Below are 13,037 nucleotides of genomic sequence, written 5' to 3'. Positions count from 1 at the left end.
CTGTCCTAGTCTTCGTAAGTGCCGTCTTCCTTGGCACGTTTGGCAAACTCGGTCTGATCCCCAACCGCCAGCCTGGCCGCCTGTTCGATCCAGCCGTCGCGTTCGATCCGGCCCTTGAACTTCAGGCGCGCATCCACCCAGGCCACATGCGCGGGCGTCCACGCGGCGATCTGGTCGTAGTGGTAAAAGCCCAGACCGTTGAGTGTCTCTTCCAGCTTCGGCCCAACCCCTTTCAGCAGCTTGAGGTCGTCCGGCAAGCCGCCACGCGCCTCGGTCAGCGTCCGGGGTTTGTCTTCTGTCACCTCTGCCTTCGCAGCCTTGGCCTCGGCCGCCTGTTTCACCGCAGGTTTCGCGGGCTCAGGCGCTTTGGGCGGTTCTGCCGCGGCCGAGGCTCCGGCCTGCTTGCCGTCTTTCCCAAGCCACGGCGTCAGGATCGGGACCTCGGTCCCGTCAATGCGCTTGACCGTATCGCCCAGACCCGTCGCCAGGGCCACACTGGCATTGTGGTCCGGCTTACCGGCATCATGCTCGGTCAGGCTGGTCAGCCCTTTCAAAGGTTCCGCCGCATAGCGCCCGTTCTGAGGGCCCGGGGGCGGCACTTTGCCAGCCGCCAGATCGTCAATGATCCTGCCAAAGCTCTCGGCGGTCAGATCCTCATAGTAGTCCTTGCCAATCTGCGCCATCGGCGCATTGGTGCAGGAGCCCAGGCATTCCACCTCTTCCCAGCTCAGCTTGCCATCGGCGGATAGTGCGTACGGTTTAGAGGCAATCTTTTCCTTGCAAACCGCTATCAGGTCTTCGGCCCCGCAGATCATGCAAGACGTCGTGCCGCAGACTTGAATATGAGCGATGGACCCAACCGGTTGCAGTTGGAACATGAAGTAGAACGAGGCGACCTCAAGCACGCGGATATAGGCCATGCCCAGCATGTCAGCGACGATTTCAATCGCCGGTCGGGACAACCACCCCTCCTGCTCCTGCGCGCGCCACAGCAGAGGGATAACTGCGCTGGCCTGACGGCCCTCGGGATATTTTGTAACCTGCGCTTCGGCCCATTTCTGGTTTGCAGCGGTGAAGGCGAAGCTTTCGGGTTGTTCGGGGTGAAGACGGCGGAGCATTAGCGGTCAATCTCTCCAAATACGACGTCCATGGTGCCGATAATCGCGGCGACATCAGCCAGTTGGTGGCCTCCGGCGACATGGTCCATGGCTTGCAGGTGCAGGAACCCCGGCGCGCGCAGTTTGGCGCGGTAGGGTTTGTTGGTGCCGTCGGCGACCAGATAGACGCCGAACTCACCCTTAGGGGCCTCGACGGCAGCGTAAACTTCGCCCGCGGGGACGTGGAAGCCTTCGGTATAGAGCTTGAAGTGATGGATCAGGCTTTCCATCGAGGTTTTCATGTCCGAGCGTTTCGGCGGGGTGATCTTGCCACGCGCCAGAACATCTCCGGGGCAGTCGCGGATTTTGGCGATAGCCTGACGGATGATCAGCAGTGACTGGCGCATTTCTTCCATGCGCACCAGATAGCGGTCATAGCAGTCGCCATTCTTACCGACGGGGATCTGGAATTCGAACTCGTCATAGCATTCATAGGGCTGCGCGCGGCGCAGGTCCCATGCGAGGCCTGAGCCACGGACCATCACGCCCGAGAAGCCGTATTTCTGGATGTCATCCTCGGTCACGACGCCAATATCGGCGTTGCGCTGTTTGAAGATGCGGTTTTCGGTCAGCAGACCGTCAATGTCGTCCAAAACAGCAGGGAACTCGTGGCTCCACGCCTCGATGTCATCCAGCAGTTCGGGCGGCAGGTCCTGATGCACACCACCGGGGCGGAAATAGGCGGCGTGCAGGCGGGCGCCACAGGCACGCTCATAGAACACCATCAGCTTTTCGCGCTCTTCAAAGCCCCAAAGCGGTGGAGTCAGGGCACCCACATCCATCGCCTGCGTGGTCACGTTCAGCAGGTGGTTCAGAATACGACCGATCTCGGAATAGAGGACCCGGATCAGCGAGCCCCGGCGCGGCACCTCGACCCCGGTCAGCTTTTCGATGGCCAGACACCAGGCATGTTCCTGATTCATCGGGGCCACGTAATCCAGACGGTCGAAATACGGCAGGTTCTGTAGATACGTCCGGCTTTCCATCAGCTTTTCGGTACCACGGTGCAGCAAGCCGATATGCGGGTCGCAGCGCTCGACGATCTCGCCGTCCAGTTCAAGCACAAGGCGCAAAACACCGTGCGCCGCAGGGTGTTGCGGACCGAAGTTGATGTTGAAGTTGCGGATCTTCTGCTCGCCGCTCAGCGCATCCGAGCTGCCGTCATCATATCTTGAGCCGTCCATCATCAGACCTCAGAATATCGTCGCTCTGCACGAGCGATAGTTGTAACAATTAGTGCTACAGGTCCAATCATTGGCAACAAGCAAAGCGCTACGCGGCTTGCTGGAACCCCTTGGATGCGAAGCACAATCAACAGTGGGGCGAGCAAAGAAACATACATGCCCAAGCCAACGGACAAGACGGTCAATAAATCGAGAAATGACACTTCGACAAAGTCCATCAGCGACGCCCCCGTTTCTTCTTTGTTTCGGCCCGTACCCGGACCTTTTCAGCTTCGGTCGCTTTGGCTGCGGCCCCTGCCAGCAGAACGCCCATAGCGCCCAGAATGATCAGTTCGCCTATCATATCAGAGGCGCTCCAACTCTTGCAGCTTGATCCCGACCCACCACAGCAGCGCGATCGTTCCAAACGGAACCAAACATAGAAGGCACCAGTATTTGTTGATCCCGAAAAACGGCAAAATCTTCACCATCGGGATGATGGTCAGTGCAGATAGGATCAACCACCAGATGCCGCCCATTATTCGGACTCCTGCTTCTCATCCCCTGGCAGAATATAATTCGCACCCTCCCACGGGGACATGAAATCAAACTGCCGGTATTCCTGAACCAGCGACACGGGTTCGTAGACCACGCGCTTTTGCGCCTCATCATAGCGGACCTCGGTATAGCCGGTGGTCGGGAAATCCTTGCGCAGCGGATGACCGCGAAAGCCATAGTCGGTCAGAATGCGCCGCAGGTCCGGGTGTCCCGAGAACAGGATGCCGAACATATCGAACACTTCACGCTCGAACCAGTTGGCCGAGGGATGGATATCGACAATCGAGGGCACCATGTCTTCTTCGCGGATCGAGACCCGCAAACGGATGCGCTGGTTCTGGTACATCGACAGGAAATGATAGACCACGTCGAACCGTTTGGCCCGCTCGGGGTAATCGACGCCAGTGATATCGACCAGTGACGAAAACTTGCAGCTTTGGTCGGATTTCAGGAATTCAACGAATTCCACAAGGTTCGACGGGGCCACATCGACGTTCAGCTCGCCATGGGTCACATCCCATGACAGAACACAATCTGCCCTCTTCAGCTCAAGCTGCGCGCCGAGTTCTTTGAGCGCTTCACTCATTGCGGCCCTCCTGCAAAACTTCGTCATAGAACGTAGCTTCTGCGTCGTAAGACTTGAAAAACTTCGCCATAAAGTCCGGCATAACCGTCTTTGCGACGTCCTCGCCCGCATAGGTCGCAATGGCGGCCATGTCACGCCATTTGGTCAGCACCACGACATGGCTGGGATCCTGATCGCGCCGGACTTGGAAGGACACGCTTTCGAACCCTTCCACGGCGCGCATGCCGGGGAGCGCACGCGTCCGAAAGGTACCGACCCACTCGGCAACATCGTCTCGGGCAACCACAGCCTCCCAGCGCCTGACAACCGGATCACTCATCGCACGATCGTTCCTGTACGACGGATTTTGCGTTGCAACTGCATCAGGCCATACAGCAGCGCCTCAGCGGTCGGGGGGCAGCCGGGCACGTAGATGTCCACCGGAACGATACGGTCACAGCCACGCACGACCGAATAGGAATAGTGGTAGTAGCCGCCGCCATTGGCGCAGGACCCCATCGAGATCACATAGCGCGGCTCGGGCATCTGGTCGTAGACCTTGCGCAACGCCGGGGCCATCTTGTTGGTCAGGGTGCCCGCCACAATCATCACATCCGACTGGCGCGGGGACGCGCGCGGAGCGATGCCGAACCGTTCCGCATCATAGCGCGGCATCGAGGTATGCATCATCTCAACTGCGCAACACGCCAGACCAAAGGTCATCCAGTGCAACGAACCAGTGCGCGCCCAGTTGATAATGTCTTCGGTCGAGGTCAGCAGGAAACCTTTGTCCTGCAGTTCCGCATTCAGGGCCTGGGTGGCGACTTCTTTATCGACGCCGGCGGCGTTTGCACCCGTCATCACTCCCATTCCAGCGCCCCCTTCTTCCACTCATAGGCAAAGCCGATGGTCAGCACGGCCAAGAACACCATCATGGACCAGAAACCTACGTCGCTGATGTCCTTGAAGCCCACGGCCCATGGGAACAGGAACGCAATCTCCAGATCGAAGATGATGAACAGAATCGAGACCAGATAGAATCGGACGTCGAACTTCATCCGCGCATCATCGAATGCGTTGAAGCCACATTCATATGCGCTGACCTTCTCGGGGTCGGGATTGCGGACGGCCAGCACCACCGCTGCGAGAATCAGGACGATTCCAAGGCCCACGGCAACGGCCAGAAACACCAGAATCGGGAGGTACTCCCGCAGCAGGTCTTCCACGTATAGCTCCTTTCCTGCGCATGCCCCGAAAGGGTGCGCCGTCAATTGGCGAGTTGACTGGCCATTCTCTATCTGTGCGGGGTCAGAGGGTCAACCGACCAGAAACGCGCAGGGGGCTATTAATCCGCTTGCGCCTGTTCTGCCCTTGCCAACCGAATTTTTGAATCCACGCGAAGGCTTGTGCCTTCTAAACCTTACTAATCCATGCAGGTTTTCGTTTTTCGAAGAAAGCAGAGATCCCTTCGCGCGCCTCTTCGGTTTCCCAGCGCGACACCAATCCCCTTATCGTGTGGTCGATCACAGCATCGTCAATGCGAGGACCCAGATGTCGGATCATCTCTTTGGCCGAAGCCACCGCCCCCGGCGCGCAAGAAAGATAGGGTAGCACCTCTGCCTCAACCGCGTCGGTCAACCCGTCGACAGGGACGTTTTTGGCCAGCAGTCCCAGATCGACGGCTTCTGCAGCATCAAACAGACGGGCCGACATGAAAACACGCCGCGCGCGCGCCTCGCCCATTCGCGCAATCACATAGGGGCCAATCGTCGCCGGGATCAGACCAAGACGGGTTTCGGTCAGCGCCATTTTCAGGCTGTCGACCCCAATCGCCACGTCGCAGACAGCGGCCATCCCGACGCCGCCGCCAAACGCGTTGCCCTGCAAGGCACCGATCAAGGGCTTAGGCAGCGTGTTCAGCGCATTCAGCATCTCGGCCAGCTTGCGCGCCTCGACAAAGCGCGTTTCAGGATCGGCGGCCATCTGCGCCTGCATCCAGCCCAGATCGCCCCCGGCACAGAAGCTTTTGCCTGACGCAGCCAGAACGACCACCCGCACCGAGTCATCACCGGCCAGTTGTCCGGCGGCTTGGGTGAGCTCGGCAATCATCTGAGCTGACAAGGCATTGTGTTTTTCGGGGCGGTTCAGCGTCAGCTTCGCTACGCCGCGCGCATCTGTTTCCAGCGTGATCGTATCAAACACAGGCGTCCCCCTCATTCTGGCCGCATGGCCCGCGCCATGTCCGCCGCCTGCTCCAGAACAGCGGTATCCAGACCGGTTTCATAGCCCAAACGCCCCAGATGAGCGGCCACAGCCTCGGTCGCGACATTGCCCGCTGCACCGGGCGCATAAGGGCAACCGCCCAGCCCGCCCACGGCGGCGTCAAACACCCGCACGCCCAGCGCCAGCGAGGCGTCTATATTGTCAATCGCCCGCCCGTTGGTGTCGTGGAAGTGACCGGCAAGCCGGGTGACCGGAACGCGTTCACGCACCGCCAGCAGCATATGCGCGATCTTGTCCGGGGTCGCCTGTCCGATCGTGTCGCCCAGCGAAATCTCATAGCAGCCATGGGCAAACAGCGCATCCGCCACCTCGGCCACCTTTTCGGGTGGGGTCGGGCCGTCATAGGGGCAATCGGTCACGCAAGAGACATAGCCCCGGACCGGCAAATCGATATGGCGTGCGGCTTCGAGGATCGGCACGAAACGGTCAATGGATTCGGCGATGGTTGCGTTGATGTTGGCCTTCGAGAACCCCTCGGACGCCGAAGCAAACACCGCGATCTCATCCACTTTGGCCGCCAGCGCATCCTCATATCCCCGCATATTCGGCGTCAACGCCGCATAGCGCACACCGTCGGCCCGGGTGATTCCCGCCAGAACCTCAGCGCTGCCTTTCATCTGCGGCACCCATTTCGGAGAGACGAAGCTAGCCACCTCAATCCGGTTGAACCCGGCGCGGCTGAGGCAATCGACCAGAGCCACTTTCTCGGCCACCGGAATCTCGCGCTGTTCGTTCTGCAGACCATCGCGCGGCCCGACCTCGAATATCTCGACCCGTTCTTTCATCAGCGCATCCCTTCCCGGCTTCTTCTTGTTTCAAATACGGATGACTGTGCCACGCAATGCACGGCCCGAACAGATCAATCCTCGGCCAGCCGGACCAGCGCCGCGCCGGCCTCGACCTGAGCACCCGCCTCGGCCAGCACCTCGGCCACCACGCCATCTCGGGCGGCCAGCAGCGAATGTTCCATCTTCATGGCTTCCAGAATGGCCAACCGGTCGCCTTCCTTTACCGCCTGCCCTGCCGAGGCAAAGACGGCCTTGACCAAACCGGGCATCGGCGCCTCGATAACATTGGTATCACCCGCCGCGCTGGCGTCACGATCCAGCGGGTCAACGACCTCAAACACCTGCCCGTAGTCGTCGAACACCGTGACGACATAGCCTGAAACCGCAACGTGCGGCATCGGCGCGCCGTCGATCAGCCAGCGATGATCGACGCGACGGGCCTCGACCGTGGCATCATCTACCTGCCAGACCTGCAGGTCCGGGCCATGAACTTGAACATCCAGATCAATACGCTCGCCGTCACGCATCAGCGCAACGGCCCGGTGCAACGGGGCCCAGAGGGTAAAGCCGCTGTCCTCGACCGCGTCAACCAGCCCGGCCGCGGCCATTGCAGCAGCCACCGCCAACGCGGGGCCGGGTGCGGGGTCGCGTACCAATTCTTCCAGATCACGCCCGATCAGACCGGTATCGACATCGCCCGAGGCAAATCCCGCATGCCGCGTCAGCGCGCCCAGAAACGCAAGGTTGGTGACAGTGCCCGCGACCTGCGTTCCGCGCAGGGCGGTGTCGAGCTTGGCCAACGCAATCTCGCGCGTTGCGCCCCAGACCACCACCTTGGCGATCATGGGGTCATACCACGGGCTGATGGTGTCCCCCGCCCGCACCCCACTATCGGCGCGGCACTCTTGCGGGAAGTTCAGATGGGTCAGAGTACCCGTCGCTGGCAGAAAGCCCTTGGGCACATCCTCGGCATAAAGCCGGGCCTCAAAGGCGTGCCCGGCCCGGAGCATCCCCTCCTGCGTGCTGGGCAGGGACTCGCCCGATGCGACACGCAGCTGCCATTCGACCAGATCGACGCCGGTGATCGCCTCGGTCACCGGATGCTCCACTTGCAGGCGCGTGTTCATCTCCATGAACCAGAACCGGTCCGGGCGCAGCCCGTCCGAGGCATCGACGATGAATTCAACCGTACCCGCGCCTTTATACCCGATGGCCTCAGCCGCGCGCACGCCCGCCTGCCCCATCGCCGTACGCATTTCTGCGGTCATGCCGGGTGCCGGGGCCTCTTCGATCACCTTCTGATGCCGACGCTGCAACGAACAATCGCGTTCGAACAGATGCACCGCATGAGTGCCATCGCCGAAGACCTGCACTTCGATATGGCGGGGCTTGGCAACGAATTTCTCGACCAGCACAGCGTCATTGCCAAAGGCTGTCTTGGCCTCACCGCGCGCGCTGTCCAATGCGGCCGCGAAATCCTCGGGCCCTTCAACCAACCGCATCCCCTTGCCGCCGCCACCAGCAACAGCCTTGATCAGCACCGGATAGCCAATAGTATCCGCAGCCCCAGCCAGATGTTCGGGATCCTGATTGTCGCCATGATAGCCGGGCACGACGGGAACGCCCGCATCCTCCATCAGCACTTTTGCCGCGTCCTTGAGGCCCATCTTGCGGATCGCATCTGCCGAGGGCCCGATGAAAGTCAGGCCCGCAGCTTCGACCGCATCCACAAAATCCGGGTTCTCGGACAGGAAACCATATCCGGGGTGGATCGCCTGCGCGCCGGTATCCAGCGCCGCCTGTATGATCACGTCGCCCTTCAGATAGCTCTCAGCCGGGGCCGCGCCGCCGATATGCACAGCCTCATCCGCCATCTGCACATGCTTGGCCGAGGCATCCGCGTCAGAATAAACCGCCACGCAGGACACGCCCATCTTCTGCGCGGTTTCCATGACGCGGCAAGCAATCTCTCCCCGGTTGGCAATCAGGATTTTATTGAACATAAGCAATCCCTTGCATTCTGGGACCCATAATTGCACCGTCCCAATCATGAGCGATGAAATTTTTGATCCTGACTTTGTTGCCGGTGTTTTTGACCGATGTTCCGGCTCCTACCGGAATTGGAGCGCCGCCGCCTCGTTCGGAATGGTCAGAGCATGGCGCAAGGCCTGTATTAACGGTCTCGACCTCCAACCTGACACCACTGCAGCGGGTGTCGATCTGATGGCCGGGACCGGAGAGGCTTGGCCGCATTTGATTCGCAGATTTCCGTGTATTAGCACTATTACGGCCATCGACATCAGCCCCGAGATGCACCGACAGGCAATCGACCGGCTGCACAAAAGTCGTGAAGATCGCATCGCCCATCACTGCGCCAATTTTCTGACCACCGACCTGCCGAGTAACTCGGCAGAATTTGCGATCTCTACCTTTGGCCTCAAGACGTTCAATTCGCAGCAGCATCTGATATTTGCACGACAGTTGCATCGCATTCTCAAACCAGGTGCTCCGTTTTCCCTGATCGAAGCGGCGGATCCGGTGAGTTGGTCGCTGCGCCCGCTCTACCGATTCTACCTCGATGGAGTGTTGCCACAGATTGAACGCTTGTTCCTGAACGGTGCACAAGACTTCACGATGATCGGTGAATACACGCGGAACTTCGGGGCGGGCGGCACTGTTTTGGAAGCACTCAGGTCGGTCGGGCTGTCCGTCGCTGTACAATACTATGTTGGTGGCAGCGCAGTTCGCTTTTCCGGTTTCAAGCCAAGCTAGATCACACATGGCTCACATCCTGAACACGCCGAAACGTGTCTCCTCAATCGGGGCATTCAATGCAGCACTCAGCGACAGGGCCAGCACATCGCGCGATTTGCGTGGATCGATGATGCCATCGTCCCAAAGGCGGGCTGAGGCATAGAGCGGATGCGATTGCTCCTCGAACATCTCCAGCGTCGGACGTTTGAATTCGGCCTCTTCCTCGGCCGACCAAGAGCCACCCTGACGTTCGATCCCGTCGCGCTTGACGGTGGCCAGAACGCCCGCGGCTTGCTCTCCGCCCATCACCGAGATGCGCGAATTGGGCCATGTCCACAGGAATCGCGGCTGATAAGCGCGCCCGGCCATTCCGTAATTGCCCGCACCAAAGGACCCACCCACCAGCATCGTTATCTTCGGCACAGATGTCGTCGCCACGGCTGTCACCATCTTGGCCCCATGCCGCGCGATGCCCTCGTTCTCGTATTTGCGGCCCACCATGAAGCCGGTGATGTTCTGCAAAAACACAAGCGGTGTCTTGCGCTGCGAACACAGCTCAACAAAATGCGCACCCTTCTGCGCGGCCTCGGAAAACAGCACGCCATTGTTGGCGATGATCCCGACCGGGCAGCCTTTGATATGGGCAAAGCCGGTCACCAGCGTCTCGCCAAAGCGGGGCTTGAATTCATCGAACCGAGAGCCGTCGACCAGACGCGCGATCACCTCGCGGATGTCATAGGGCGTGCGCAGGTCGGCAGGAACAACGCCCAGAATTTCTTCGGGGTCATAAGCCGGGTCCTCGGGCGTCTCGAACTGGAGGCCGGGCTTCAGCCCGGCACCGCCCAACGACCCGACCGCGCGGCGGGCCAAGGCCAGAGCGTGGGTGTCATCCTCGGCAAGATAATCGGCCACACCTGACAGGCGGGTGTGCACATCGCCACCGCCCAGATCCTCGGCGCTGACCACCTCTCCGGTCGCGGCCTTGACCAGAGGCGGCCCGGCCAGAAAGATCGTGCCTTGCTCTTTGACGATGATCGTCACGTCCGACATCGCGGGCACATAGGCACCACCCGCCGTGCACGAGCCCATCACGACAGCAATCTGAGCAATCCCCTTGGCGCTCATCCGCGCCTGATTGAAGAAGATGCGGCCAAAGTGATCGCGGTCGGGAAAGACCTCATCCTGATTGGGCAGGTTCGCGCCGCCGCTATCCACCAGATAGATGCAGGGCAGATGGTTTTCCTCGGCAATCTCCTGCGCGCGGAGGTGTTTCTTGACGGTCATCGGATAGTAAGTGCCGCCCTTCACGGTGGCGTCGTTGCACACCACCATGACCTCGCGCCCCTGGACCCTGCCAATGCCTGCGATCACCCCGGCACAGGGTGCTGCATCACCATACATCCCATGCGCCGCTGTCGCGCCGATTTCCAGAAACGGAGACCCCGCGTCCAGCAAGTTCGCCACCCGACGTCTCGGGAGCATCTTGCCCCGAGACTCATGCCGCGCGCGGGATTTCTCACCCCCGCCTAAGCGGGCGGACTCGGCGGCGGCAGAGATTTGCGCCAACGCCTCGAGGTGGGCTGTGTGGTTGGCCTTGAAGCCCTCAGAGGTGGGCATGGCTTTGGATGTGAGTTTCATTCTGTTTCCGATCCTCCGGGCGCATTTGACAACCGTTCAAGATCTCTGGCTGCGCTCCATCGCACTACGATATTAAAAGTCTCACACATAAACTCTGTCATTTGAGAGCAGTCTGGATCGAATTCATCATTTCTGAATTTCTCCAAACGACGCGGGTAAGACCATTTCTTTAAGCCGCTCAAACCTGCTACTTGATCTGGCAAGCCATCCGCGAATTCTAGGGTCTTTGCCAGAAGATGCGCGTTCAACTTCTCCATGCAATCGCGCGGGTCCTCGGGTGGATGCCCAAGCTCGCAATAATCATATGCTGACGACATACATCGAGTATCCATTTCGTCCGCTATGATGGTGCTTGAAAGCGCTGTGCAACCGTCAAACCAAGCTGGGACATCCAGCGTTTCTATCGTTTCCTCAGAAGCTAGCGGAGTGGCGGCGCCAAAGCACAGAACACTCAGTGTCAGAAGTCGCTTCATTCGTGAACTTCCCCCGCTGCCCGCGCCTTCAATTCCTTCCGGATCACCTTCCCCGTCACCGTCATCGGCAGCTCGTCCAAAAACGCCACCTCACGCGGATAGGAATACTGCGCCAGACGGTCCTTGACCCACGCCTGCAGCTCCGCGCCCGTCGCTTCGGCCCCCGGCTTCAACACCACATAAGCCTTCACGATCTCGGTCCGCAGCGGGTCGGGCTTGCCGACCACGCCGACCGTTGCCACCGCCGGGTGGGTCAGCAGGCAATCTTCGATCTCAGCCGGGCCGATGCGGTATCCGGCTGAGGTGATCACGTCATCATCGCGCCCGACGAAGCGCAGATAGTCACCTTCCCATACGCCTCGGTCCCCAGTGATCAGCCAATCGCCCCGGAATTTCTCAGCCGTGGCTTCGGGCCGGTTCCAGTATTCCAGCAGCATTGAGGCCGAGCCGCGCCGGATCGCAACGTCACCCTCTTCATCCGTCGGTTGGCCATCGTCATCAACCACCGCAACCTCATGGCCCGGCACCGGTTTGCCAATGCAGCCGGGGCGCACCGGGAAATCCTCGGCGCAGGAGGACACGACCATGTTGCATTCGGTCTGGCCATAGAACTCGTTGATCGTCAGGCCAAACGCCTGCTGCCCCCAGGCCAGCATCTCGGCCCCCAAAGGCTCACCCCCCGATGCCACAGAACGCAGGCCGGGGATCGACTGATCCGCTGCCTTCAGCATCCGCAGCGCGGTCGGCGGGAAAAACACATTCCGCACCCCGCCGCGCGCCACCACATCGGCGCAGGCCTCGGGCGAGAACTTCTCGAGCCGCGCCGCCACCACGGGGATGCCCAGCGCCAGCCCCGGCATCAATACGTCGAACAGCCCACCGATCCAGGCCCAGTCGGCGGGGGTCCAGAGGCAATCACCCGGACGCAGATGATTGTGGCTGATCGAAACACCCGGCAGATGGCCGGTCAGAACCCGGTGCCCGTGCAGCGCACCCTTGGGGCTGCCCGTGGTGCCCGAGGTATAGATCAGCACGGCAGGGTCTTCGGCGCTGGTATCCGCAAATGGCAGAGGGTCATCCGATGGAGCGATCTGATCAATCAGAACAGGAGTTGCCAAATCACCCAATAACGCCGCGCCTTCGACATCGGTCAGGACAACCCGGGCGCCGGCATCTCCGATCCGGGATCGAAGAGCATCGTGTTTGAACAGTTTGAACAAAGGCACCGAAATTGCACCGATCTTCCAGATCGCCAGATGCGCCGCCGCACACCATGGCGACTGGCTGAGTAACACGCCCACACGGTCACCGGCGCGCACCGATTGCAGCAAGTGGCACGCGATGCCATCCGTCATACGCGCCAGTTCACCATACCGGAAAGCGGTCTTTCCCGCTGCGGTCAAGTCGACAATCGCCACACCTTCGGCTGGATGATCCAGGCATTGCCGCGCCATATTCAACCCGGTCGGAACGTCCCAGCTGCCATCAGCATGCAACCCCGGTATGCGCCTAGCGGGATACATTCATATAACCTTTTGTTTTCATGCAAATCCACCCCACGCCCGAAACCGGGGGCATCACGGAAACTTGATACAGATCAGAGCCGGAGACTGACGGCGCCTGTAGCTCCGGGTCGTTAGCTAAAACATAGGCCGTGA

The 13,037-nt window shown here is 60.3% G+C and carries 15 protein-coding genes; 1 reads left to right on the top strand and 14 read right to left on the bottom strand.

Features of this window, described 5'->3' with window-relative positions; all coding sequences use genetic code 11:
- Positions 1 to 5: 5 nt before the first annotated feature.
- The 11 genes from nuoE to ACR0K4_RS04580 form a co-directional block, all read right to left on the bottom strand.
- Positions 6 to 1,118 (bottom strand): NADH-quinone oxidoreductase subunit NuoE, encoded by a 1,113-nt coding sequence (gene nuoE / locus ACR0K4_RS04630; protein WP_480853027.1) that lies wholly within the window; start codon positions 1,116 to 1,118, stop codon positions 6 to 8.
- Positions 1,118 to 2,341: an NADH-quinone oxidoreductase subunit D gene (locus tag ACR0K4_RS04625; RefSeq protein ID WP_480853111.1), complete on the bottom strand. Its 1,224-nt coding sequence runs from the start codon at positions 2,339 to 2,341 to the stop codon at positions 1,118 to 1,120. The genes nuoE and ACR0K4_RS04625 overlap by 1 nt, the downstream gene beginning before the upstream one ends.
- A gap of 217 nt (positions 2,342 to 2,558) precedes the next feature.
- Complete coding sequence (locus ACR0K4_RS04620) at positions 2,559 to 2,684, bottom strand: hypothetical protein (RefSeq protein ID WP_480853026.1); 126 nt, start codon at positions 2,682 to 2,684, stop codon at positions 2,559 to 2,561.
- Between the two features lies 1 nt (position 2,685).
- Positions 2,686 to 2,859: a hypothetical protein gene (locus tag ACR0K4_RS04615; protein ID WP_170658736.1), complete on the bottom strand. Its 174-nt coding sequence runs from the start codon at positions 2,857 to 2,859 to the stop codon at positions 2,686 to 2,688.
- A complete protein-coding gene (locus ACR0K4_RS04610) occupies positions 2,859 to 3,464 on the bottom strand; it encodes an NADH-quinone oxidoreductase subunit C (protein ID WP_480853025.1) in 606 nt (201 codons plus the stop codon). The genes ACR0K4_RS04615 and ACR0K4_RS04610 overlap by 1 nt, the downstream gene beginning before the upstream one ends.
- Entirely contained in the window at positions 3,457 to 3,783 is a 327-nt protein-coding gene (locus ACR0K4_RS04605) for an antibiotic biosynthesis monooxygenase (protein ID WP_480853024.1), read from the bottom strand. Before ACR0K4_RS04605 ends, ACR0K4_RS04610 begins: the two co-directional genes overlap by 8 nt.
- Positions 3,780 to 4,313, bottom strand: coding sequence for a NuoB/complex I 20 kDa subunit family protein (locus tag ACR0K4_RS04600; protein WP_480853023.1), 534 nt, complete (start codon positions 4,311 to 4,313; stop codon positions 3,780 to 3,782). Before ACR0K4_RS04600 ends, ACR0K4_RS04605 begins: the two co-directional genes overlap by 4 nt.
- The gene (locus ACR0K4_RS04595) at positions 4,304 to 4,669 is read right to left on the bottom strand and encodes an NADH-quinone oxidoreductase subunit A (protein ID WP_170325678.1); all 366 of its coding nucleotides are present in this window, start codon (positions 4,667 to 4,669) and stop codon (positions 4,304 to 4,306) included. The genes ACR0K4_RS04600 and ACR0K4_RS04595 overlap by 10 nt, the downstream gene beginning before the upstream one ends.
- Before the next feature lie 187 nt (positions 4,670 to 4,856).
- A complete protein-coding gene (locus ACR0K4_RS04590; RefSeq protein ID WP_480853022.1) occupies positions 4,857 to 5,645 on the bottom strand; it encodes a crotonase/enoyl-CoA hydratase family protein in 789 nt (262 codons plus the stop codon).
- Between the two features lie 11 nt (positions 5,646 to 5,656).
- Complete coding sequence (locus tag ACR0K4_RS04585; protein ID WP_480853021.1) at positions 5,657 to 6,511, bottom strand: hydroxymethylglutaryl-CoA lyase; 855 nt, start codon at positions 6,509 to 6,511, stop codon at positions 5,657 to 5,659.
- A gap of 74 nt (positions 6,512 to 6,585) precedes the next feature.
- The gene (locus tag ACR0K4_RS04580; RefSeq protein ID WP_480853020.1) at positions 6,586 to 8,517 is read right to left on the bottom strand and encodes an acetyl/propionyl/methylcrotonyl-CoA carboxylase subunit alpha; all 1,932 of its coding nucleotides are present in this window, start codon (positions 8,515 to 8,517) and stop codon (positions 6,586 to 6,588) included.
- Between ACR0K4_RS04580 and ACR0K4_RS04575 the strand changes: the two genes are divergently transcribed.
- Positions 8,510 to 9,286: a class I SAM-dependent methyltransferase gene (locus ACR0K4_RS04575; RefSeq protein ID WP_480853019.1), complete on the top strand. Its 777-nt coding sequence runs from the start codon at positions 8,510 to 8,512 to the stop codon at positions 9,284 to 9,286. The two genes, ACR0K4_RS04580 and ACR0K4_RS04575, sit on opposite strands and share 8 nt — an antisense overlap.
- Positions 9,287 to 9,298: 12 nt before the next feature.
- Here ACR0K4_RS04575 and ACR0K4_RS04570 read toward each other — a convergent pair whose 3' ends face one another.
- From ACR0K4_RS04570 to ACR0K4_RS04560, 3 genes are read right to left on the bottom strand one after another with little or no spacing between them, the layout of a single operon-like run.
- Positions 9,299 to 10,906, bottom strand: a complete 1,608-nt coding sequence (locus tag ACR0K4_RS04570) for a carboxyl transferase domain-containing protein (protein WP_480853018.1) — start codon at positions 10,904 to 10,906, stop codon at positions 9,299 to 9,301.
- Positions 10,903 to 11,379 (bottom strand): hypothetical protein, encoded by a 477-nt coding sequence (locus tag ACR0K4_RS04565; protein WP_480853017.1) that lies wholly within the window; start codon positions 11,377 to 11,379, stop codon positions 10,903 to 10,905. The genes ACR0K4_RS04570 and ACR0K4_RS04565 overlap by 4 nt, the downstream gene beginning before the upstream one ends.
- The gene (locus ACR0K4_RS04560) at positions 11,376 to 12,902 is read right to left on the bottom strand and encodes an AMP-binding protein (RefSeq protein ID WP_480853016.1); all 1,527 of its coding nucleotides are present in this window, start codon (positions 12,900 to 12,902) and stop codon (positions 11,376 to 11,378) included. Before ACR0K4_RS04560 ends, ACR0K4_RS04565 begins: the two co-directional genes overlap by 4 nt.
- Positions 12,903 to 13,037: the final 135 nt, after the last annotated feature.

Source organism: Ruegeria sp. K11 (assembly GCF_056531905.1).
The sequence above is the reverse complement of the archived record's forward strand: the minus strand, read 5'-3'. Positions and strand labels throughout refer to the sequence as shown.

Bases quoted from the DNA above. Each gene is read 5' to 3' on its own strand.
- nuoE (WP_480853027.1), bottom strand. From the start codon at position 1,118: ATGCTCCGCCGTCTTCACCCCGAACAACCCGAAAGCTTCGCCTTCACC.
- ACR0K4_RS04625 (WP_480853111.1), bottom strand. From the start codon at position 2,341: ATGGACGGCTCAAGATATGATGACGGCAGCTCGGATGCGCTGAGCGGC.
- ACR0K4_RS04620 (WP_480853026.1), bottom strand. From the start codon at position 2,684: ATGATAGGCGAACTGATCATTCTGGGCGCTATGGGCGTTCTGCTGGCA.
- ACR0K4_RS04615 (WP_170658736.1), bottom strand. From the start codon at position 2,859: ATGGGCGGCATCTGGTGGTTGATCCTATCTGCACTGACCATCATCCCG.
- ACR0K4_RS04610 (WP_480853025.1), bottom strand. From the start codon at position 3,464: ATGAGTGAAGCGCTCAAAGAACTCGGCGCGCAGCTTGAGCTGAAGAGG.
- ACR0K4_RS04605 (WP_480853024.1), bottom strand. From the start codon at position 3,783: ATGAGTGATCCGGTTGTCAGGCGCTGGGAGGCTGTGGTTGCCCGAGAC.
- ACR0K4_RS04600 (WP_480853023.1), bottom strand. From the start codon at position 4,313: ATGGGAGTGATGACGGGTGCAAACGCCGCCGGCGTCGATAAAGAAGTC.
- ACR0K4_RS04585 (WP_480853021.1), bottom strand. From the start codon at position 6,511: ATGAAAGAACGGGTCGAGATATTCGAGGTCGGGCCGCGCGATGGTCTG.
- ACR0K4_RS04580 (WP_480853020.1), bottom strand. From the start codon at position 8,517: ATGTTCAATAAAATCCTGATTGCCAACCGGGGAGAGATTGCTTGCCGC.
- ACR0K4_RS04570 (WP_480853018.1), bottom strand. From the start codon at position 10,906: ATGAAACTCACATCCAAAGCCATGCCCACCTCTGAGGGCTTCAAGGCC.
- ACR0K4_RS04565 (WP_480853017.1), bottom strand. From the start codon at position 11,379: ATGAAGCGACTTCTGACACTGAGTGTTCTGTGCTTTGGCGCCGCCACT.
- ACR0K4_RS04560 (WP_480853016.1), bottom strand. From the start codon at position 12,902: ATGTATCCCGCTAGGCGCATACCGGGGTTGCATGCTGATGGCAGCTGG.